Source organism: Nesterenkonia salmonea, assembly GCF_005771525.1.
Taxonomy (GTDB): domain Bacteria; phylum Actinomycetota; class Actinomycetes; order Actinomycetales; family Micrococcaceae; genus Nesterenkonia; species Nesterenkonia salmonea.
The window spans coordinates 19,078-39,425 of sequence record NZ_VAVZ01000027.1; the positions used below are offsets into that span (position 1 = coordinate 19,078).

At 62.0% G+C, this 20,348-nt stretch carries 18 protein-coding genes; 13 read left to right on the top strand and 5 right to left on the bottom strand.

Annotation, left to right across the window (positions count from 1 at the left end):
* Window positions 1–1,905 carry a BglG family transcription antiterminator gene (locus FEF26_RS10275; protein WP_138253449.1) on the bottom strand — a complete coding sequence of 635 codons (1,905 nt, stop codon included), beginning with the start codon at window positions 1,903–1,905 and terminating at the stop codon, window positions 1–3.
* Window positions 1,906–2,080: 175 nt separating this feature from the next.
* On the opposite strand from FEF26_RS10275, the gene FEF26_RS10280 reads away from it, so the two are divergent.
* From FEF26_RS10280 to glmM, 9 genes are all read left to right on the top strand, one after another.
* Window positions 2,081–2,350, top strand: coding sequence for an HPr family phosphocarrier protein (locus FEF26_RS10280; protein WP_138253450.1), 270 nt, complete (start codon window positions 2,081–2,083; stop codon window positions 2,348–2,350).
* 5 nt (window positions 2,351–2,355) lie between these two features.
* On the top strand, window positions 2,356–4,038 hold the full coding sequence (ptsP, locus tag FEF26_RS10285; protein ID WP_138253451.1) for a phosphoenolpyruvate--protein phosphotransferase: 1,683 nt from the start codon (window positions 2,356–2,358) through the stop codon (window positions 4,036–4,038).
* Between the two features lie 14 nt (window positions 4,039–4,052).
* Complete coding sequence (locus FEF26_RS10290) at window positions 4,053–6,128, top strand: PTS mannitol transporter subunit IICBA (RefSeq protein WP_138253452.1); 2,076 nt, start codon at window positions 4,053–4,055, stop codon at window positions 6,126–6,128.
* Between the two features lie 113 nt (window positions 6,129–6,241).
* Window positions 6,242–7,399, top strand: coding sequence for a mannitol-1-phosphate 5-dehydrogenase (locus FEF26_RS10295; protein ID WP_138253453.1), 1,158 nt, complete (start codon window positions 6,242–6,244; stop codon window positions 7,397–7,399).
* 9 nt (window positions 7,400–7,408) lie between these two features.
* A complete protein-coding gene (locus tag FEF26_RS10300) occupies window positions 7,409–8,296 on the top strand; it encodes a DNA-methyltransferase (protein ID WP_138253454.1) in 888 nt (295 codons plus the stop codon).
* 316 nt (window positions 8,297–8,612) lie between these two features.
* Window positions 8,613–9,056: a 50S ribosomal protein L13 gene (gene rplM / locus FEF26_RS10305; protein ID WP_138253455.1), complete on the top strand. Its 444-nt coding sequence runs from the start codon at window positions 8,613–8,615 to the stop codon at window positions 9,054–9,056.
* A 34-nt stretch (window positions 9,057–9,090) separates the two neighbouring features.
* Complete coding sequence (gene rpsI, locus FEF26_RS10310; RefSeq protein ID WP_138253456.1) at window positions 9,091–9,591, top strand: 30S ribosomal protein S9; 501 nt, start codon at window positions 9,091–9,093, stop codon at window positions 9,589–9,591.
* Between the two features lie 156 nt (window positions 9,592–9,747).
* Window positions 9,748–10,380, top strand: a complete 633-nt coding sequence (locus FEF26_RS10315; RefSeq protein WP_138253457.1) for a LysE family transporter — start codon at window positions 9,748–9,750, stop codon at window positions 10,378–10,380.
* Window positions 10,381–10,482: 102 nt separating this feature from the next.
* Complete coding sequence (glmM, locus tag FEF26_RS10320; protein WP_138253458.1) at window positions 10,483–11,835, top strand: phosphoglucosamine mutase; 1,353 nt, start codon at window positions 10,483–10,485, stop codon at window positions 11,833–11,835.
* A gap of 43 nt (window positions 11,836–11,878) precedes the next feature.
* Here glmM and FEF26_RS10325 read toward each other — a convergent pair whose 3' ends face one another.
* The gene (locus FEF26_RS10325; RefSeq protein WP_138253459.1) at window positions 11,879–12,760 is read right to left on the bottom strand and encodes a M15 family metallopeptidase; all 882 of its coding nucleotides are present in this window, start codon (window positions 12,758–12,760) and stop codon (window positions 11,879–11,881) included.
* Here FEF26_RS10325 and FEF26_RS10330 point away from each other — a divergent pair.
* Window positions 12,759–14,081 carry a CapA family protein gene (locus FEF26_RS10330; protein ID WP_138253460.1) on the top strand — a complete coding sequence of 441 codons (1,323 nt, stop codon included), beginning with the start codon at window positions 12,759–12,761 and terminating at the stop codon, window positions 14,079–14,081. The genes FEF26_RS10325 and FEF26_RS10330 overlap by 2 nt on opposite strands.
* Window positions 14,082–14,096: 15 nt before the next feature.
* Here FEF26_RS10330 and mscL read toward each other — a convergent pair whose 3' ends face one another.
* The 3 genes from mscL to coaA form a co-directional block, all read right to left on the bottom strand.
* Window positions 14,097–14,642, bottom strand: coding sequence for a large conductance mechanosensitive channel protein MscL (mscL, locus tag FEF26_RS10335; protein ID WP_138253461.1), 546 nt, complete (start codon window positions 14,640–14,642; stop codon window positions 14,097–14,099).
* A 79-nt stretch (window positions 14,643–14,721) separates the two neighbouring features.
* On the bottom strand, window positions 14,722–15,435 hold the full coding sequence (locus FEF26_RS10340) for a M15 family metallopeptidase (protein ID WP_138253462.1): 714 nt from the start codon (window positions 15,433–15,435) through the stop codon (window positions 14,722–14,724).
* Window positions 15,432–16,499, bottom strand: a complete 1,068-nt coding sequence (gene coaA, locus FEF26_RS10345; protein WP_138253479.1) for a type I pantothenate kinase — start codon at window positions 16,497–16,499, stop codon at window positions 15,432–15,434. Before coaA ends, FEF26_RS10340 begins: the two co-directional genes overlap by 4 nt.
* A 39-nt stretch (window positions 16,500–16,538) precedes the next feature.
* Here coaA and glmS point away from each other — a divergent pair, with 39 nt between their 5' ends.
* Genes glmS through FEF26_RS10360 form a run of 3 tightly spaced genes read left to right on the top strand, consistent with a single transcriptional unit; the run spans window position 16,539 to window position 20,301 of the window.
* Window positions 16,539–18,404, top strand: a complete 1,866-nt coding sequence (glmS, locus tag FEF26_RS10350) for a glutamine--fructose-6-phosphate transaminase (isomerizing) (RefSeq protein WP_138253480.1) — start codon at window positions 16,539–16,541, stop codon at window positions 18,402–18,404.
* 7 nt (window positions 18,405–18,411) lie between these two features.
* Entirely contained in the window at window positions 18,412–18,762 is a 351-nt protein-coding gene (locus tag FEF26_RS10355; protein ID WP_138253463.1) for a holo-ACP synthase, read from the top strand.
* A gap of 39 nt (window positions 18,763–18,801) precedes the next feature.
* The gene (locus FEF26_RS10360) at window positions 18,802–20,301 is read left to right on the top strand and encodes an NAD(P)H-hydrate dehydratase (protein WP_138253464.1); all 1,500 of its coding nucleotides are present in this window, start codon (window positions 18,802–18,804) and stop codon (window positions 20,299–20,301) included.
* The last annotated feature ends 47 nt before the right edge of the window (window positions 20,302–20,348 follow it).

Genomic DNA, 20,348 nt, shown 5'->3' on the forward strand with positions numbered 1-20,348 from the left:
TCAGCCGTCGATCACCGCAGTGAGCTCATCGAGAAAGTCAGTGAAGTTCGTGCCGCGGCGCAGCAGACGTTGCACCGAGTCACGTTCGTTGAACACCTCCACCAGTTGCTCAAAGATGGTCTGGAAGGCCTCCCGGTCCTCCTCGCTGAAGGCCACCAGCACCACGAACTGGACCCGAGAGTCGCCCCAGCGCAGTGAGCTCTCCGCCACTCCCACGGAAAGCACTGTGCGACCAGCTGTCATCTTGAGCGCGTGCGGAACTGCCAAAGCGTCCGTGAACGCGGTGGAGGACATCTCCTCGCGGGCAATGGCCCGGTCAATATAGTCCTCATCGATCACCCCAAGCTCAACGAGCGGTGCCCCCAAAGTCCGAATCACCCCAGCTTCCTTCGCAGCGGGCAGGGGGCGGATGAAAGCGCTCGGGTGAAAGTAGTGCTCCAGCTCTGCTCGAAGCCGAGCAAGCCTCAGGGAACGACGACGCCGCGCGGCCGCGGCTGCGATGCGTTCTGTGTCAGAATCCGTGAGGAACGGAGGCAACAGCACCGTCCGCTCATCAGGCACCGGCGGATCGATCGTGGTGAGCACGAGGTCGGTGGTGATCGCCGACCAGTCCGGGGACATCTCCGTCTCCACCGCCGTGACCTCCACGGAGGAGCCGAGAGAGCGATCGATTCTCGAACGCAGCAGCTCATGTAGCTCGTAGTAGCCGGGGCAGACGATCGTTGCGGTGAGCACCGCATCGCTCCGCCTGTTGCGTTCCAACCGCCCACCGACATGCATAGCGATATAGGCGATCTCGTCGTCACCGAGGCTCAGCCTCAGGTGATCCCCAACCTGGCTAGCAATTGAGACAGCCACCTCAAACACCATCGGGTAGGCGGCTTTCAGCGACCGAGTCAGAGGGTTCCGCGACCAGGCCTGCTCCCTAGCCCGATGGACAAGATTCTGCACATGCAGACTGAGCCTGCGCAGAAAATCATCATGAAAAATATCAACCAAGTACTCTTCAGCGGCGTGCCGGACCGCTTCCCGCACCACTGACTCAATATGCGGGTCCAGCGCCACCTCGAGGGCCTCACCTTTCGGAGTGACCGCTCGGGTCAGAATCAAGGACGCAAGGTGATGCAGATCGCCGAGCCCTACACGGGTGCCGAAGTGCTTCAGCGTGAGATCATCGAGCAGTTCCGCCACCTGCCGCTGCTGAGCGGAAGGGTCAACATGAGTGCCGGTGAGGGCGCGGCCCTGAGCTACCCGGTCTGCAGCGATCGCCACATGCAGAATGACATCAGAGACAGCGAGTTCATTGACGTAGAACCCCTGCTCACCGAGCCGGGTGGTGAGTTCCTGTTTGAAGGGCGAAAACGACTTCGGATCGATGGACTCCAGCCCGATAGTGCGCCGCAGGCTGGCCATATCGGCAAAGCCGTCGTCCATCTCTTCATGCGCCAGTTTCGACACCAGTCGTCGTTGCGCCAACTCATCGCCCACCAGCATCACGCGGGGACCGGAACGCCGGAGCTTAAGTTCGGTGCCAGCAATGAGGTCTCGCACCCGGACCAGGTCCGACTCTATGGTCGCTTCAGAAACGTGCAGACGGGCAGCTGTGCGGTGGATGTCGATCCCGGAGGACGCTCCAAGAAGCTCACGGACCAATGAGTGCACCCGGTCCTGCGGAGTCTCGCCCTCAGCCTCCCCGCGCAGCCCCGCCAAGACGGCCCGGTCTGCTCGGTACCCTAATGGTCCAGACTCCACGGCAGTCACCGGTGTGCTTCGTGCATTGAGCTGCGAAACATAGGAGCGCACGCTGCGCGGAGTCACCCCGAGGGAGTCCGCTATAGATCCGGCGGTCACCCAGCCTTCGGCGCGCAGCAAAAGGTTGGCCACCTTCTCCGGACGCCTGCGCATGGCACTTAGCCTATGGCACGCAGAGCCAAGTGAGTGATCAAGTGTGCCAGGTCGGCGGAATCCTGGCCCAAAATTTCCGCAGGGGCGGAAAGAACTCTGGCCCGTAGGCCCTATATATGTGGGCCGCGTCACGGGAGAATCATAGGAACGCAATATTCAACGGAAGGGCACCAAAATGTCTGCAACTCGCACTGTGACCGTCGGATCCTCACAGGGTCTCCACGCTCGTCCCGCCAAGCTGTTCGTCGAGGCAGCCCAAAAGACCGGGCTGCAGGTGACCATCGCGAAGGGTGAGAAGTCAGTCAACGCTGCATCCATCCTCGGTGTGATGTCACTTGGTGTGGATAAGGGCGACGAGGTCACACTCAGCGCTGAAGGTGAGGGTGCCGAATCTGCACTGGACTCCCTCGAAGCGTTCCTCAAAACCGACCACGACGAGGCCTGAGCCATATGTCATCCACACCCCAGTCCGCGATGAAGGGGACCGGGATCGGCCAAGGAGTCGCCCTCGGCCCGGTGGCGCGCATGTCCCCACCGCCGGTCGCGCCCACTGACGAGACCAGCTCGCTGACGCACCATCAGGAGTCCGAGCGGGTCAAGGAAGCTATCGAAGCAGTCGCAGCGGACCTCACCGCGCGTGGCGAGACCGCTGGGGGCCAAGCCCAAGAAGTCCTCGAGGCTCAGGTGATGATGGCCCAAGATCCAACCGTCACGGACGCCGTCGAGACTCACCTCAAGGACGGAAAAACCGGGGAATACGCCGTCCACGCCGCTTTCGCAGAGGTAGCGCAGACACTTCAAGCTCTCGGCGGCTATCTCGGTGAGCGTGCCGCCGATCTCTACGACGTCGCCGCCAGAGTCGTCGCCGCTCTCCGCGGAGAACCCGCCCCGGGAGTCCCCGACCCCGGGCACCCGTTCGTCCTGGTCGCACAGGATCTTGCTCCGGCCGATACCGCGCTGCTGGATCTGAACAAGGTGCTGGCGCTGGTCACCATTGAAGGCGGACCAACCTCCCACACCGCCATTCTGGCCCGCGGCAAAAGCATTACCGCCGTAGTGGGAGTAGCCGAGGCAGCTCAACTCAGTGACGGAGATGAGGTTGTCGTTGATGCCGCCAACTCGGTAATCCTGCTCACCCCCACACAGGAGCAGAAGGATGAGGTAGCAGCGCGCATCGCGCAGCGCGCCGCTGTGCAGAAAGCCCCCATCACCGATGGTGCCCTAGCTGACGGAACGCCTATCCCGCTGCTAGCCAATTTGGGCACACCGGAAAGCGCGGCAGAGGCTGTTGAGCTTGGCGCTGAAGGGGTCGGTCTGTTCCGCACCGAGTTCCTGTTCCTCTCCTCGGAGACTGCTCCGAGTGTGGACGAACAGCGGCAGGCCTACCAAGAGTTGCTGGAAGCGTTTCCTGGCAAGAAAGTCGTCGTCCGGGCCCTCGATGCTGGTGCGGATAAGCCCCTGCCCTTCCTCAATGACGCCGAGGAGGAGAACCCGGCGTTGGGGCTGCGGGGTCTTCGCGCCTTGCTGACGAATGAAGAAGTGCTGCGCGACCAACTATCTGCGCTTGCAGAGGCTGAAGCTGCCACCGACGCCGATCTATGGGTCATGGCGCCCATGGTCTCCACCGTGGAAGAGACTGAGACCTTCGCCAAATTCGCTCATCAGCACGGACTGAAAACTGCCGGCGTCATGGTTGAGGTACCTTCGTCCGCGCTCTTGGCCGAGCAAATCCTGCAGACCGCCGACTTCGCCTCTATCGGCACCAATGACCTTACCCAGTACACCATGGCCGCCGACCGGCTTCTGGGCTCGGTCGCCGGGCTTCAAGACCCGTGGCACCCTGCGGTCCTCAAGCTCGTCCGGGAAGTCGGATCCGCCGGTGCTTCGACAGGCAAACCGGTCGGAGTGTGCGGAGAAGCCGCCGCCGACCCACTGCTGGCTGTGGTGCTGGTCGGACTCGGCGTCACCTCACTGTCCATGGCGCCCGCGGCACTGGCCGATGTCCGTGCCGAACTCCTGCTCCATACCAAGGATCAAGCTCAAGCTATCGCCCAAGCCGCCGTCTCCGCTGCCACAGCAGCTGAGGCTCTCGAGGCTGCTCGCAGCACCGCCACATCCCTCGCCAACGATTGAGAAAGAGCCGTCCCATGACCACGACGACGACGTCACCAGACTCCAGCGCCCCAGCTGACAAACAGCCAGGAAAAGTGCGCGTCGGAGTCCAGAAATTTGGGTCCTTCCTCTCCGGCATGATTATGCCGAACATCCCTGCGCTGATCGCCTGGGGAATCATCACCGCAGTGGTGGTCAACGTCTCCGAATTCACCGAAGACGGCTGGGAACCCACCAACGCCCTGGACGGGGTCATCTTCCCGATGATCCACTACCTGCTGCCCATCCTGATCGCGATGCAGGGTGGACGCCTCATCCACGAAACCCGAGGCGCCGTCGTCGGTGCTGTCGCCGCAATGGGTGTCATTGTCGGCTCCGACCACCTCATCGACCAGTTCAATGCCGCACTTCCCGCAGGGGAGGACGAACTCAGCTACGTCCACATGTTCATCGGCGCGATGATCATGGGGCCCCTGGCCGCATGGTTGATGAAGAAGCTCGACGGCCTCTGGGAAGGCAAAATTAAGCCCGGCTTCGAGATGCTGGTCAACATGTTCTCCGCAGGAATTCTGGGATTCCTGCTCCTCGCGGCGGGCTTCTTCGTCCTCGCTCCGCCCATCAACTGGCTGATGGACGCCCTCGGCAGGGGAGTGGAGTGGCTGATCGACAACAGCCTGCTCCCATTGACCTCTGTGCTCATTGAGCCGGCCAAGGTGTTCTTCCTCAACAACGCGATCAACCACGGTGTCCTGACCCCACTGGGCACCCAGCAGGCCGATGCACAGGGCAGCTCCATCCTCTTCCTGCTTGAAGCCAACCCTGGGCCCGGCCTGGGACTGCTGCTGGCTTTCTCCGTCTTCGGTGTTGGTGCAGCCAAGGCCACCGCACCGGGTGCAGCCCTAATCCACTTTGTGGGCGGCATCCATGAGGTGTACTTCCCCTACGTGCTGATGAAGCCGGTTCTGCTACTGGCCATGATCGCTGGCGGCATGACCGGCGTGACCACCAACATGCTCCTAGATGTTGGTCTGCAAGCTCCGGCGGCGCCCGGGTCCATCATCGCGGTGTACGTTCAGTCTCTCGGTGGCGGCGTAGGCAATGTGGTCGGTGTGACCTTCGGCTGGGTGCTATCAGCCGCGGTGACATTCGCGGTGGCCGCGGTCATCCTGCTCTCATCGCGCAAGCGAGACTTGGAGCTGGGGGATCAGTTCTCCTCCGCCATTTCCAGGACCGAGTCCGCTAAGGGCAAGAGTTCCTCCGCCCTGTCCAGCCTCACCGCCAGTGCGGCCAATGTTCCGGCTGCGGCAGCTGAGCGGATCCGGACGATCTACTTCGCTTGCGATGCGGGTATGGGGTCCTCCGCAATGGGCGCCTCGGTCCTGCGGAAGAAGCTCTCCGGCGCTGGCATTACCGATGTCTACGTCACCAACAAAGCCATCTCCTCCCTCCCAGGCGATGCCGATCTGGTCATTACTCAGCAGACGCTCACCGACCGGGCCCGTCCCAAGGAGCCGAACGCCATCCACGTCTCTGTGGACAACTTCATGAACGCTCCGGAATATGACGAGGTCGTGGAGCTGGTCAAAGGAAGCGAAGACCAGGACGCCGCTGGCAGCACGGGCGCCCAGGCGTCGTCGCCATCTGCCCACGGCAGTGACACCCTCACCGCTGTGGACTCCGGTGTGCTGACCCAGGACCGGATCCGGATCCGGACTGGTGCGGCCACTCAGGAAGAGGCGCTGCGTGAGGCCCAGGAGATCCTGGTCTCCGCCGGCGCGGTGAGCGGAGACTACCTCCAGGCCATGCGCGACCGCGAAGCGACCGCGTCCACCTTCATGGGTAGTGAGCTCGCCATACCGCATGGCACCAACGACGCTAAGAGCGCCATCAAGTCCAGCGCGCTGTCCGTGGTCAGGTATGACGGCGGCGTGGACTGGGCGGGCGACCAGGTGACGTTCGTGGTCGGCATCGCAGGCGTGGGGGATGAGCACCTGCAGATCCTGTCCAGGATTGCAGAACTGTTCTCCGATGAGTCCAAGGTCGCGGAGCTCAAGGCCGCTTCCACGGAGGCTGAGCTGCACCAGCTGCTCAGCGCCGTCAACGAGGACTGAAGTATTTTCAACAGAGCGTCTCGGGATGTTGGAATCTTCCCCGTTCAGGCGTGGAGTTCCCCACATCCTGAGACGTTCTGTCAGGTTGGACCATGAGCACTAGGGAGTCAGACATGAAGGCAGTCCACTTTGGAGCCGGGAACATTGGCCGCGGATTCGTCGGCGTCCTGCTGCATGAGGGCGGTTACGAGGTCGTGTTCTCCGACGTTGCCGCGCCCCTTGTAGAGGCCCTGAATTCCGCAGACTCCTACACAGTGCGCGAGGTCGGCGAAGGCGGCGAAGACCGCACCATTACTGGGTTCCGGGCGCTCAACAGCGCAGAGAATCCGGAGGCCGTGGCGCAGGAAGTCGCCGAAGCTCAGGTAGTGACCACCGCAGTGGGTCCTACCGTCCTGAAATTCATCGCCCAGCACATCATGGACGGTCTGCGGCTGCGCTCGGCAGACCTGCAGCCACTGCAGATCATGGCCTGCGAAAACGCAGTCGGTGCCACCGACACGCTGCGCAGTGAGATGGAGCGGATAGCTGGTGCGCAGTGGTCAGAGCTCCGCAGCAAGGCCGTCTTCGCCAACACTGCGGTAGATAGGATCGTCCCTGGTCAGCCGGCCGGCACAGGGATCGATGTCACAGTGGAGCCCTTCTACGAATGGGCGATCGAATCGGTGCCTTTCGGGGAGAGTCGTCCGCATATTCCTGGGGCCCATTTCGTGAAGGACCTCGGCCCTTATATTGAGCGCAAGCTCTTCACCGTCAACACCGGCCATGCCACCGCCGCCTACCTGGGAAGCGCCGCCGGACATACGACGATCGCTGCTGCCCTGGGAGATCAACAGGTTGCTGCCGGAGTGCAGGCAGCCCTGGAGGAGACGTCAGCCCTGCTGGTAGCCAAGCACGGTTTAAGTGTCTTGGAGATGGCAGATTACCGGGAGACCATCCTGGAGCGGTTCCGAAACCCCTCACTTCCTGACACCACCACACGAGTGGGGCGCCAACCGTTGCGCAAACTCTCACGTCATGAGCGGTTCATCGGCCCAGCATCCCAGGCGGCAGAACGCGGCTTGGAGGTCGCCGGTCTGCTCACCGCCATCGGCGCAGCCCTGAGATTCGATGTTCCCGAGGATGAAGAGTCCGCCCAGTTGAAGCGCAGGCTCAGTGAGGTCGCGTCAGGGTCTCTCACGGCAGCGGACTTCACTGCTCAGGTGACCGGATTGGATGAGGAGCACCCGCTGTTCCCACGAGTATGCAGCACGGTGGTCAGCTCAGCTGGATAGGCTGGGGCGGTGAATGAACCACTCTGGACCCCTGGGTCGCCCAATACGGTGATCGCTGGAGATAATCTCCCGGTGCTTCAAACCCTGCCGGGAAGCTCCTTTCAGCTCATCTGCATTGACCCGCCGTTCAACACTGGCCGGGTTCAACGGTCCCAGCCTATGCGCACCGTACGGTCCGCTGACGGTGACCGGGTCGGGTTCAAGGGGCACACGTATCAGACGCTCAGAGGCGCACTGACTACCTACGACGATGATTTTGCCGACTACTGGGACTTCTTGGCCCCGCGTCTGGAACAGGCTTGGCGGCTGCTGAAGGACAGCGGGACGCTTTACCTGCATTTGGACTACCGCGAGGTGCACTACGCGAAAGTCATGTTGGATGCGCTCTTCGGGCGGGAGTGTTTCCTCAATGAGATCATTTGGGCCTACGACTACGGAGCTCGCGCCAAGAGCAGATGGCCCACCAAGCATGACAACATCCTGGTCTACGTCAAGGACCCCAAGCAGTACTACTTCAGCAATGAGGACGTTGACCGTGAACCCTATATGGCCCCAGGCCTGGTGACCCCGGAGAAAGTAGCGCGCGGCAAGCTGCCCACCGATGTCTGGTGGCACACGATCGTGGCGCCCAACGCCAAGGAACGCACCGGCTACCCCACCCAGAAGCCGGTCGGAATCCTCAAGCGCATGGTCGCCGCCTCCAGCCGCCCCGGCGACTGGGTGATGGACTTCTTCGCCGGATCCGGAACGCTGGGTGCCGCAGCCCAAGAACTGGACCGCAGGTACCTGTTGATTGACGCCCATTCGGAGGCTGTCGCAGTCATGCGCAGACGGTTTGAAGGGACGACGACGCCCCCGCAGTTTGTGGCCGCTGAGGGTGAGTTGGCGGCGTCGTAAGCAACCAGGTATAGTCAAGGGTTGTTGTGCGTGTCCAGACCTGCCTGGATTCGTGTTGAGGCGGTCCAGTTGCATGGCCGTTCAGCCTCCACGAACCTCGCGGGAGACAACGGGCCCCGAATCTTCCCGGTCCTCACCCGGGACTCGGGCAGCGCGCTGAAACAGCAGTCGCCCCGGCGACTGCGACCTGAAGGGTGCGGAAACCAAAGGTTTTCGCGTCTGAGACCAAGTGCATCACGCGCTGACTGGCAGTGAATCTCACACTCTGCCCCACGCTGCGTGAACCGTAGAACACCGACCGTAAGGCATACCAACCGTGCGTACGTACACCCCCAAAGAAGGCGACGCCGACCCGCAGTGGCACATCATTGATGCCACTGACGTGGTCTTGGGCCGTTTGGCTTCGCAAGCTGCTCAGCTGCTGCGCGGCAAGCACAAGCCCACCTATGTACCGAATCAGGACATGGGCGACTTCGTCATCATTATCAACGCTGAGAAGGTCGCCGTCACTGGCGATAAGGCAGCGAAGAAGACCTACTACCGCCACTCCGGCTTCCCGGGCGGCATCAAGTCGATCAATTTTGAGCAGATGATCGCACGCCACCCCACCCGAGCAGTGGAGCAGGCCGTCAAGGGCATGGTTCCACACAACAAGCTCGGCACCGCCCAGTTGACTAAGCTGCGCGTCTACGCAGGCAGTGAGCACCCGCACGCTGCCCAGCAGCCGAAGCCGTTCGAGATTACCCAGGTCGCCCAGTAATTCGGGCCCGACTCTAGAGACTTTTAGGAGAACCGTGGCTCAGAACACTGAAGAGCTCACCGAAACCGAGGAGCTGACAAGCTTCACCTCGGAATCGACCCCGACCACCGCTACTGACGAGGCCACCGCTGAGCGCGCCCCGCTGACCGTGCCTGGCGCGGCCATCGGTCGCCGCAAGCGTGCTCGTGCCCGTGTGCGCATTGTGCCGGGTACAGGTAAGTGGACACTCAACGGCCGCAGCTTGGAAGACTACTTCCCCAATAAGCTGCACCAGCAGGAAGTCAACGACCCGTTCACCCTGCTGGGCCTCAACGACGCCTATGACGTCATTGCACGGATTGACGGTGGAGGCCCTTCCGGTCAGGCCGGTGCCCTGCGTCTAGGTATTTCCCGTGCGCTCAACGGCATCGACCGTGACCACAACCGCCCGGCCCTGAAGAAGGCTGGCTTCCTGACTCGTGACGCCCGTGCGGTGGAGCGTAAGAAGGCCGGTCTCAAGAAGGCCCGTAAGGCTCCGCAGTACTCCAAGCGCTGATTTTACAGTTGCCTGCGCAATTGCCCCGTTCGGTTCGCCGAGCGGGGCAATTCGCGTCTGAGGAGTCGTGCAAGAAGCCCGTAGACATCCGCCGGCACTCCAGATAGGACGGAATCATTCAAGAACTCGTGCCTCTCAGAGCAGCATCCTAGTGACATGATCGAACTGATTCTTACCGGCCTCTGGCTGGGGCTGGTGTTCAACGCCGCGCCGGGTCCCGTCTTCACCGAATCGCTGCGTCGCGGCGTCAGGGGCGGGTTTGGACCCGCTCTCGCAGTCCAGGTCGGTTCCTTAGTGGGCGATGCGGCCTGGGCGGTCCTGGGCCTCGCCGGTGCGGCAGCCCTGCTGACTCAGCCCCAGCTGCACATTCCCATGACGCTCATCGGATGTCTGGTGCTCCTGCTGCTCGGGCTCCAGGGCATCCGGGACGCTCTCAAGCCCAAGGTGCCTACGTCTGGGCAACAGACCAGCCCCGGCGGAACACTGCGCGGCCCACTGGCCGCCGGTGCGCTCATCTCACTGGCCAGCGTGTGGAATGTGGTCTACTGGGCCGGTGCTGGTGGGGCAGTCGGTGGGGCACTGGGCGATAACGCACCCTTCGGGCCCCTGGTGGTCTTCTTCTCAGCCTTCATGACCTCCTCTATCCTGTGGTGCTTCATATGTGCTGGGTTTATTGCCGGACTTCGCCGCGCGGTCAGCCAGCTGTGGACCCGCATTATCGAAGGTGGAGCGGGCGCGGCATTGGTCGTCATGGCGGTTGTGCTTCTCCTCCAAACCGTCGAGCTTTAGCCCAGCCAACGCAGAGCTTCGTCACAGCTTTATACCGAAATTGCCGTTCAAGCGGTCTGAACGGGGCTTTTTCGAGTCTCGAGCGTTAGACTCACGTCCAATATGACCAGATTGTTCGGAACCGATGGGGTTCGTGGTGAGGCCAATGGGCTGCTCACCGCGGACCTGGCCCTTCGTCTCTCTCAGGCCGCAGCAGTGGTGCTGGGACATCGACGCACCCCCGCTGATAAGCGCCCCGTTGCCGTCCTGGCGCGGGACCCGCGAGTCTCAGGGGAATTCCTCTCAGCTGCTGTGGAAGCTGGGTTGGCATCCTCCGGAGTTGATGTCTACGACGCCGGGGTGCTGCCTACTCCGGCGGCGGCCTTCCTCGTCGCAGACTTCAACGCCGACTTCGGCGTGATGATCTCCGCATCCCACAACCCGGCACCGGATAACGGCATCAAGTTCCTCGGCGCAGGCGGTCACAAACTCGACGATGCCCTCGAGGATGAGATCGAGGTGCAGATAGGTGAGCCTCCGCTGTTGCCCACCGGCGCAGGCGTCGGTCGCGTCCAACGCTTCTCAGACGCCGAAGACCGCTACGTTGTGCACCTGCTGCAGTCACTCGGCGGGGGCAGTCTCGAAGGATTACGTGTTGTCCTGGATTGTGCACACGGTGCTGCCAGCGGGTGCTCACCAGAGGCCTTCGCCGCCGCAGGAGCTGAGATTGTGGTCATCGGGGCTGACCCTGATGGCCTCAACATCAACGACGGCTACGGGTCCACTCATCTTGACCGGCTCCAGGAAACCGTGGTCTCCCATGGGGCTCATCTCGGCATCGCCCACGACGGAGACGCCGACCGGTGCCTCGCAGTGGACCATACCGGTGCGCTGATCGACGGCGATCAGATCATGGGCGTCCTCGCTCTGGCGCTGAAAGAAGCCGGAGCGCTCAAAGACAACACACTCGCTGTGACAGTGATGAGCAACCTCGGACTCAAAATCGGCATGGCAGCGGCCGGGATCGACCTCGTGGAGACCGCAGTCGGTGACCGCTACGTCCTCGAAGCCATGAGAGCCGGAGGATACTCCCTCGGAGGCGAACAATCAGGACACCTCATATTCGCCGACTACGCCACCACCGGTGACGGAGTTCTGACAGGATTGCAGCTGGCCGCCCGAGTGGCCTCAACGGGCAAACCCCTGAAAGTATTGGCAGAGGAAGCGATGACGAGGCTGCCGCAGGTGCTGATCAACGTCAAAGGCGTCGATAAGGCCAAAGTAAAAAGTCACCAGGTGGTTCAGGAGGCTGTCTCCGCCGCAGAGACGCGCTTGGGTGAACACGGTCGGGTCCTCCTGCGCCCCTCAGGCACCGAACCAGTCGTCAGAGTCATGGTGGAGGCGCCCACCGCCGACCTGGCACAGGCCGAATCCCAAGTCCTCGCCGATGTGGTCAAGTCCGAACTCGCACTCTGACACCGCGCGCAGGCTGAGATCCCACACGAGCTGACTGATCAGCTCATGAACTGGGCTCATACTCCTGATCGTAATCAGGTGCCGGTGGCTGATCCCAGTACTCTTCCAGGGTCAGCCCGCGGTCAACGACGTCGCGTGCGGTCTCCTCGCCCACATACCGCAGGTGCCACGGTTCGTATTGGAAACCGGTGATCTCCTCGGCGCCCTCCGGGTACCGGATGATGAACCCAAACTCATCAGCATGCTCAGCCAGCCACTGGCCCTGCTCTGAGTCACCGAAGCAGGACCGCAGGTAGCACTGACGATCCTCCAGGTCAGCGACATCAACGGCCAGACCCGTCTGATGCTCCGAAAATCCCGGCCGTGCGCTCACCCGGTCCGCAGCCTCTGCTCCATCTTCATGGAACCGTTGCTCATAGAGCGCCTGTTGAAAGTCGTAGTCGCGGTATGCCGTGGTCGCCCACAGGTCCATGCCGTCCGCCGCAGCCGCGGAGTGAAGCGCCTCATAGGCCTCGGCGGCATCCTCGCGCAGAGGGGCCTCACCGAACTCACTGGGCGCCTCCACATCCCTCAGATCATCAGGGGAGTAGTCCAGCGGATCCAAAGGATTCTGCTTATTGACCAGAACATGCACTGAATTCGGATCCATTGACGCCCGGCTCACTGGTTCGGGGTCAGAATCTTCTGGGTCAGCATCCTCCAGTTCGGAGTCTCCAGCATCGGGCTCCTCCGCCTCACCGTCGGCTTCTGACGGTTCTTCAGCTTCCTTCGAGGAACCCTCAGCAGGTTCGGTGGTGGGATCTCCGCCAGTGTCTTCTCCTCCAGAGCAGGAGGACGCAAGCAGCAGAACGGACATCCAGGCGCTCAGTCGGAGAATGCGCATCACCCCAGGGTAGCCGGTTGCCACGGTAGGCTCGTAGACCATGTCGGACCTCACCAGGACCCCCAGAAAGGGCCCCCATCGCTTCAGCTGGGCTCTTATCGCCGCTCTTGCCCTTACCGCCTGCGCCCCAGAGACTGATGAGGACGACGACGCCCCCGCCGGCCCCACTGACAGCGCCAGTAAGGCCCCGGAAGCCGACAGCGCCGAAGAGGAGCCAGAGGCACAGGAGGAGCCGGCACAGGAGGCTGAAGAGAGTGACCAGTTCACGATCGCCGCAACCGGCGACGTCCTCATTCACGACAATGTGATTGATGAAGCCGCAGCGCTCGCTGAAGGGGAAGAATACGCTTTCGCGCCCCTGATGAGCGGTGTTGAGGAGCTTATCGGTGGCGCTGACCTTGCGCTATGTGGTCTGGAGGTGCCGATCGCCCCAGAGGGGGTTGAGCCGGTGGGCTACCCGGTGTTCGCGGCACCGTCAGAGCTAGCCGATGATCTGGGCTCAGTGGGTTTTGATGGGTGCTCCACGGCGAACAACCATTCATTCGACCAGGGTGTCGCCGGACAGGAGCGGACACTCGAGGTGTTCGACGAGGCAGGCCTTGGTCATGCCGGAACAGCACGCACCGAAGCGGAAGCCGCGCAGCCACAGACGTTCACCCTGGAACGCGGCGGCAGGGAGGTGACTGTGGCGCACTTAGCCACCACCATGATTCACAACCACGCCTTCCCTCCACCGGAGGATGAGCTGTGGCGGGTCACCGATGTCACTGCCGAGGAGCTCACCGCCCAAGCCGCCCAAGCGCGCGAGGATGGGGCCGACGTCGTCATCGCCTCCGTCCACTGGGGAGAAGAGTACGTCCACGAACCGACTGCTGAGCAGCGTGACTACGGTGAACAGCTGGCACAGTCGGGCGAGATTGACGCGGTGTTCGGCAGCCATTCGCACACACCGCAACCGGTGGAGCATCTGGACGGCGGCCCGCAAGACGACGGCATGTGGGTGGTGTGGTCCATGGGCAATTTCCTCTCCAACCAGGATGAAGCATGCTGCATCCCAGAGACCGCCAGCGGCATTGTGGCCTACGCAACGGTGGAGGTCAGTGAGGACGACGCCGCGGTGGTCGCCATGGACTGGTTGCCGGTCACCGTGGACCGGGGTCCCACGGATGATGAGCCGCACCGCGGGATTTGGCCACTGCGTGACCTCGCCGAGGGAGAGATCCCTGATTCAGTGGAGCTCAGTGAGGCGACGATTCAGGACAGGTGGGAGCGCCTACTGGAGGTCATGACGGACCAGATGCTGCGTGAGGAACCACCAGCGTCCACGGGATCGGATCCTACGCGGGTGCCCCGCAGTGATTAGCGTGCCCTGGTGTTCTCAGTCCTTGCCCCACAGCATGTTCCTGGCCCTGCCTAGACGCGACCTGCCCTGAGCTGCAGAGGCCGCTTCGGCTTGGGCGCGCTGTTCTTCCAGCAGGCGTTCGTTCTCTATGGCAGCCGCGAACGCTGCTGGGTTGACCACCTCGGTCTGCACCCTGAGCTGGTCACGGATTTCTTTCAGCAGTGTGATGTTCTCCTCTTCGGCGATCTCTTCCGCCTGACCCAGAAGTGCTTGCCGGGCGGCAATGAACTTGTTCATCGGAAGGATGACTACAAGGTAGATGGCTGCGGCGATCAGGAGGAAGTTCACCAGAGCGGTGAGCAGCACACCGAAACGCATGGGAGGGCCGTCGAACCCAGGGAGGGTCACGGCAAAAAGATTGTCGAAGTCAGGATCCTGGGCTAGAAGCTGCCCAATGAGTGGCATCAGCACATTCTCAACCAACGCATTGATCACCGCGCCGAACGCAGTGCCGAGGACCACCGCCACCGCGAGGTCAACAACATTTCCCTGTTTGATGAAATCGACGAATCCCTTAATCATGGGCTCATAGTACGCGCTGCTCTCTGTTTTCGGCAGAGCAGACTTCGCGCCGGACTCGACTCCTAACCGCGGGCCGGGGCTAGGGGTCCAGATGCTCCGGGTCGGGCTCGGGGTCGTCGTAATCCGGGGCGGCGGGCTGGCGCCAATACTCTTCCAGAGTCAGGCCCAGCTCCACGACCTCTTCGGCAGTTCCCTCACCCACATACCGCAGGTGCCACGGTTCATAAGCGAACCCCGTAACGTGTTCCATCCCTTCCGGGTAGCGGATGATGAAACCGTAGTCGTGGGCGCTGTCTTCTAGCCATTCGAACTCCGGGGTCTCATGGAAGCAGTCACCCATGATGCAGTCTGGATTGTCGATGCTGATCACATCCACAGCCAGCCCTGTCTGATGTTCGGAGTACCCCGGCCGGGCGGCGAACTCGTCGGTTCCCTCCGTGCCGTGGTGGGCATGCCGCGCAGAGTAGATCCGCGTCTGGGAGTCGAAGGGCCGGTAGCCGCTGGTGACCGCCAGGCTGACGCCGTCCTCCAGGGCGTCGTCAAAGAGTTCCTCCACCGCTTCAGCCGGTTCCGCACGCATATATACCGGGTGTTCCACGGAGGTCCGCACCCCGACCTCAACGAGATCCTCGGGTGAGTAGTCCACCGGTTCCAGAGGGTTCTGGCGGTTGACCAGTACATGCACCGAATCCGGGTCCCAGCTCACCTGGGAGGCCTGGAAGGTCTCGGGGGAAGGGAATGGGGAGAGTACGACGGCGCCCACAGCCAGAACCTGCCCTGCGATTCCGCTCATACTTTGCGCAACAGCACCCGGGAGACGCTGTGGTCGTCGTCCTTGGACATGACCAACCGGGCGCGCGAGCGAGTGGGCTGAATGTTCTCCCGCAGGTTCGGCCCATTGATGCGCTTCCAGATATCGGAGGCCTGCGCCACCGCCTCCTGGTCACTCAATCGGCTGTACCGATGGAAGTAGGCCTCAGGATTGGCGAACGCTCCATGGCGCCACCGCATGAAGCGATCCACATACCACTGCTGAATATGACTGGACTTAGCATCAACGAAAATGGAGAAGTCGAAGAAGTCGCTCAGCGCCAGTCCAGCAGTGCCGTCCTCCCGCACCCGCGCCGGCTGCAGGACATTGAGCCCTTCCAGAATGAGCACATCGGGTCGGCGGACCACATGGTACTCATCCGGCATGATGTCGTACTTCAGGTGAGAGTAGACCGGCGCCGGGACCTCCGGACGCCCCGACTTCACTTCCGACACAAAACGAAGCAACCGCCGGCGATCGTAGGCTTCCGGGAAGCCCTTACGGTCCATAATGCCGCGACGGCGCAGCTCAGCATTGGGGTAGAGAAAACCATCAGTGGTGACCAGCTCCACACGTGGGGTGGAAGACCAGCGGCGCAGCATCTCCTGAAGCACACGCGCCGTTGTCGACTTCCCCACCGCCACGGACCCAGCCACTCCGATGATGAACGGCGTCCGGCGAGTCGACTCGCCCAGGAAATCGTTGGTCGCCGATCTGAGCCTGGCGGCGTTCTCCACATAGATGTTCAGCAGCCGCGACAGCGGCAGATACACCTGGGCCACCTCATCCAGCGACAGGTGATCCCCGATACCACGCAACCGGTCGACGTCGTCCTGGTTCAGCGGCTGCTGAATGGACTGAGCAAGCCGAGCCCACGCCTGTCGGCCCAGCTCCACGAAAGGAGAGAAGTGAGCTGATTCATTGTCCAGCGGAGGCGAACCAGCCCATGGTGCGGTCCCACTGACTTCAGGTGGAACAGGCACGGGGGCAGTGGGCGGATGAACGGGCTGCGAGTGCACAGGTGACACGATACCGTCTAGCACCATCTGCCCCGCCACCAAGGTCTCCACGGTATTGTGACTGCCATGTGTGGAATTGTTGGTTATATCGGGTCGCCGGAGAAGTCTGTTGAGCATCATGCGTTGGATGTTCTGTTGGAGGGTTTGCGGCGTTTGGAGTATCGGGGGTATGACTCGGCTGGGGTCGCGACTGTTGCTGGTGGGGTGGTTGAGGCTCGGAAGAAGTCGGGGAAGCTGGTGAATCTGGTTTCTGAGATTGAGCGTGCCCCGCTGACTCCGGCGTCGGTGGGTATTGGGCATACCCGGTGGGCGACTCATGGTGGTCCGACGGATCTGAATGCGCATCCGCATTTTGGTGATGATGGGAAGTTGGCGGTGATTCATAACGGGATCATTGAGAATTTCGCGCAGTTGCGGCAGCGGTTGTCGTTAGCCGGGCATGTGTTCGAGTCGCAGACCGATACTGAGGTCGCGGCGAAGCTGATTGGTGAGGCTTTCCGGTCTTCGGGGGATCTGACTGAGGCGATGCGTGCTGCGGTCAATGAGTTGGAGGGTGCGTTTACGTTGTTGGCGGTGCATCCTGATCAGCCGGATCGTGTGGTGGCTGCTCGCCGGAATTCACCGTTGGTGGTGGGTTTGGGTGAGGGTGAGAACTTCTTGGGCAGTGATGTCTCGGGGTTTATTGATTTCACCCGTGAGGCGGTGGAGTTGGAGCAGGACCAGATTGTGACGATCACTGCTGGTGAAGTGGCGATCATCAATTTTGATGGTTCTGCTGCGGTGGGGAAGCGGTTCCATATTGATTGGGATGCTACTGCTGCGGAGAAGGGTGGTTATGACTCGTTCATGGAGAAGGAGATCAATGAACAGCCCAAAGCGGTAGAGGACACGTTGTTGGGGCGTACTGATGCTCAGGGTCGGTTGACGTTGGATGAGTTGCGGATCAGCCCACAGCAGTTGAAGGACACTTCGAAGATTATTGTGTTGGCGTGTGGGACTGCCGCGTATGCGGGCACGGTGGCGAAGTACGCGATTGAGCATTGGACCAGGATTCCGGTGGAGGTGGAGTTAGCGCATGAGTTCCGGTACCGGGATCCGATTATTGATGAGACCACTCTGGTGGTCTCGATCTCTCAGTCCGGGGAGACGATGGACACGCTGATGGCGGTCAGGTACGCCAAGGAACAGGGCGCGCGGACGTTGAGTATTTGTAATACCAATGGGTCCACGATTCCGCGGGAATCAGATGCGGTGTTGTATTTGCATGCTGGTCCGGAGATTGCGGTGGCTTCGACGAAGGCTTTTCTGGCGATGATCGCGGCGAGTTACTTGTTGGGGTTGTATTTGGGGCAGTTGCGGGGTCAGTTGTTCTCAGGTCAGATCAGTGACATTTTGGCGGATTTGCATAAGATTCCGGAGAAGATTCAGACGATTCTGGATTCGGCGGAGGACATCAAGGCGTTGGCGCGTGCGATGGCGCAGACTCCGAGTGTGTTGTTTTTGGGTAGGCATGTGGGGTTCCCGGTGGCGATGGAGGGTGCGTTGAAGCTTAAAGAGCTGGCCTATATCCATGCTGAGGGGTTTGCTGCTGGTGAGCTGAAGCACGGGCCGATTGCGTTGATTGAAGAGGGGCAGCCGGTGTTTGTGGTGGTGCCTTCTCCTCGGGGTAGGGATTCGTTGCACAGCAAAGTGGTTTCGAATATCCAAGAGGTGCGGGCTCGTGGTGCGAAGACCATCACGGTGGCTGAAGAGGGTGATGAGGCGGTGGTGGAGTTCTCAGAGAATGTGTTCTTCGTACCGGAGACTCAGCCGTTGTTGATGCCGTTGCTGACCACGGTGCCGTTACAGATCTTCGCTTGTGCTTTGGCTTCTGAGAAAGGTTACGACGTGGACCAGCCACGCAACCTCGCAAAATCCGTCACCGTGGAATGAACCAGCGGTGATCATCGGAATTGGGGTCGACGTCGTCGTCGTCTCCCGCTTTGCCGAACAGCTCAAGCGGGCTCCCGCACTGCGCGACAGACTCTTCACCCCTGCCGAACGGGGGCTGAATGTCCGATCCCTGGCTGCGCGCTTCGCCGCGAAAGAGGCCGTGGCCAAGGCATTGGGCGCGCCAGCTGGAATGAACTGGCAGCACTGCCAGGTGGTCTGCGATACCGCCGGTGACCCGCATGTGGAAGTCTCAGGAACAGTCGCGGCGGTAGCGGAGTCCAAAGGCATAGCACGCTGGCACCTCTCCCTGTCACACGACGGTGACATCGCCACCGGAATGGTGGTCGCCGAAGGATGAGCGCACACCGGTGACTAGAGTAGGCACCAGGAGGTGGCAATGTTCTTCAACGTCTACACCGGAGATCAGATCCGTGCTGCCGAGAAGCCACTACTGGACTCCGGCCACGGTCCCACTCTGATGAGAGGGGCCGCCTACGGGCTGGCCCAGCACATCGCGCATCTGCTCCAACAGTTCGGCACTGGGGGCCGGTCCGTCTACGGAGCGCAGATCACGGCCCTGATCGGTTCAGGCAATAATGGCGGCGACGGTCTCTTCGCCCTGGCATACCTGGCTCAACGTGGAGCATCCACCCATGCCGTCCTCACTCGAGAACGAGCACACCCTGAAGGGTTGGACGCATTCCGTGCCGCCGGGGGCCGGGTGGTGGAAACGATCCCGCCGAACACCACAGTGCTGATCGATGCTGTGCTGGGCACAGGATTCCACGGAGATTTCACCCGCCCACAGGTCCCTGGCCTAGAGATCATCGAGCACGACGCCGCCGCAGCCAGGCCACTCATTGTCGCCTGCGATCTGCCCTCTGGAGTCAACGCCGACACCGGGGCCGCCGGTGACCAGGTCATCCGAGCCGACCACACCGTCACCTTCGGCGGCCTCAAACAGGGCCTGATCGCCGGGCGTGGAGGCACGCTCAGCGGAGCGCTGCACACTGTGGACATCGGTCTCCAGCCGCACCTGCCCAAGAGCACGGTCCGGCTCAACAGTGTGCAGAATCCTGCTGATGTTGCGCCACCGCGTTTCACCGACCACAAATACTCCCGCGGTGTTCTGCACCTGGTCGTCGGCTCGCCCGCCTACCCTGGGGCTGCGTTGCTCACCGCTGGCGCCGCCGTGCACACTGGAGTGGGCATGGTGACGCTGCAGGCACCCAAGTCTGTGCGCTCACACGTGATCGGCACCTACCCAGAGGTGGTGGGTGTGCCGGAGAACGGCAGCAGTGCGGCAGTGACGAAAGCTGGCGGCGTCGTCATAGGTCCTGGTCTCGGCGCGGAGCCTGACCAACTGGCCGCCGCAGAAGCGGTACTGGAGCAGGCCCTGGAGTCCGGCACCTCCTGCGTGCTCGACGCCTCCGGGCTGGGACTCATCAGAGCTCAGCTGCGCCGTCGCGGTGGACTAAACAAGAACGTGCTCATCACCCCGCATCTGGGAGAAGCGCGCAGGCTCGTATCCGAGCTCCGCGACCAGGTGCTGGAGTCCATGCTGGACAGTGACTCAGCACAGGCCGATCCAGTGGAGGCTGCGCGCCGAATTGCCGGCCGGCTGGACTGCACCGTGCTGCTCAAGGGCGCCACGACAGTCGTCGCTTCACCTCAAGGAGATGTGGTGCTCCACCGTGCGCAGGCCCCGGGCTTGGCCACCGCAGGGACCGGGGACGTGCTCTCCGGAATCCTTGGTGCGCTGTGCGCTACTCAGGAGCGGGACTGGCTGACCGTCACCACACAGGGCGTGAGTATGCACACCCTCGCCGCGCAGCGGATCGACCCGGAAGGACACGGGCACTTCGGCGCTTCCGCGCTGATCGGCGCACTCGACTGAGGACGGATTGCTCCCGCAGCCCGAGCTGCTGCGAGCCGGCCTAGGAC

What these genes read in the sequence shown, in the direction of transcription:
- FEF26_RS10275 (WP_138253449.1), bottom strand. Translation starts at nt 1,905, where the DNA reads ATGCGCAGGCGTCCGGAGAAGGTGGCCAACCTTTTGCTGCGCGCCGAA.
- FEF26_RS10280 (WP_138253450.1), top strand. Translation starts at nt 2,081, where the DNA reads ATGTCTGCAACTCGCACTGTGACCGTCGGATCCTCACAGGGTCTCCAC.
- ptsP (WP_138253451.1), top strand. Translation starts at nt 2,356, where the DNA reads ATGTCATCCACACCCCAGTCCGCGATGAAGGGGACCGGGATCGGCCAA.
- FEF26_RS10290 (WP_138253452.1), top strand. Translation starts at nt 4,053, where the DNA reads ATGACCACGACGACGACGTCACCAGACTCCAGCGCCCCAGCTGACAAA.
- FEF26_RS10295 (WP_138253453.1), top strand. Translation starts at nt 6,242, where the DNA reads ATGAAGGCAGTCCACTTTGGAGCCGGGAACATTGGCCGCGGATTCGTC.
- FEF26_RS10315 (WP_138253457.1), top strand. Translation starts at nt 9,748, where the DNA reads ATGATCGAACTGATTCTTACCGGCCTCTGGCTGGGGCTGGTGTTCAAC.
- glmM (WP_138253458.1), top strand. Translation starts at nt 10,483, where the DNA reads ATGACCAGATTGTTCGGAACCGATGGGGTTCGTGGTGAGGCCAATGGG.
- FEF26_RS10330 (WP_138253460.1), top strand. Translation starts at nt 12,759, where the DNA reads ATGTCGGACCTCACCAGGACCCCCAGAAAGGGCCCCCATCGCTTCAGC.
- FEF26_RS10325 (WP_138253459.1), bottom strand. Translation starts at nt 12,760, where the DNA reads ATGGTCTACGAGCCTACCGTGGCAACCGGCTACCCTGGGGTGATGCGC.
- mscL (WP_138253461.1), bottom strand. Translation starts at nt 14,642, where the DNA reads ATGATTAAGGGATTCGTCGATTTCATCAAACAGGGAAATGTTGTTGAC.
- FEF26_RS10340 (WP_138253462.1), bottom strand. Translation starts at nt 15,435, where the DNA reads ATGAGCGGAATCGCAGGGCAGGTTCTGGCTGTGGGCGCCGTCGTACTC.
- coaA (WP_138253479.1), bottom strand. Translation starts at nt 16,499, where the DNA reads ATGGTGCTAGACGGTATCGTGTCACCTGTGCACTCGCAGCCCGTTCAT.
- glmS (WP_138253480.1), top strand. Translation starts at nt 16,539, where the DNA reads ATGTGTGGAATTGTTGGTTATATCGGGTCGCCGGAGAAGTCTGTTGAG.
- FEF26_RS10360 (WP_138253464.1), top strand. Translation starts at nt 18,802, where the DNA reads ATGTTCTTCAACGTCTACACCGGAGATCAGATCCGTGCTGCCGAGAAG.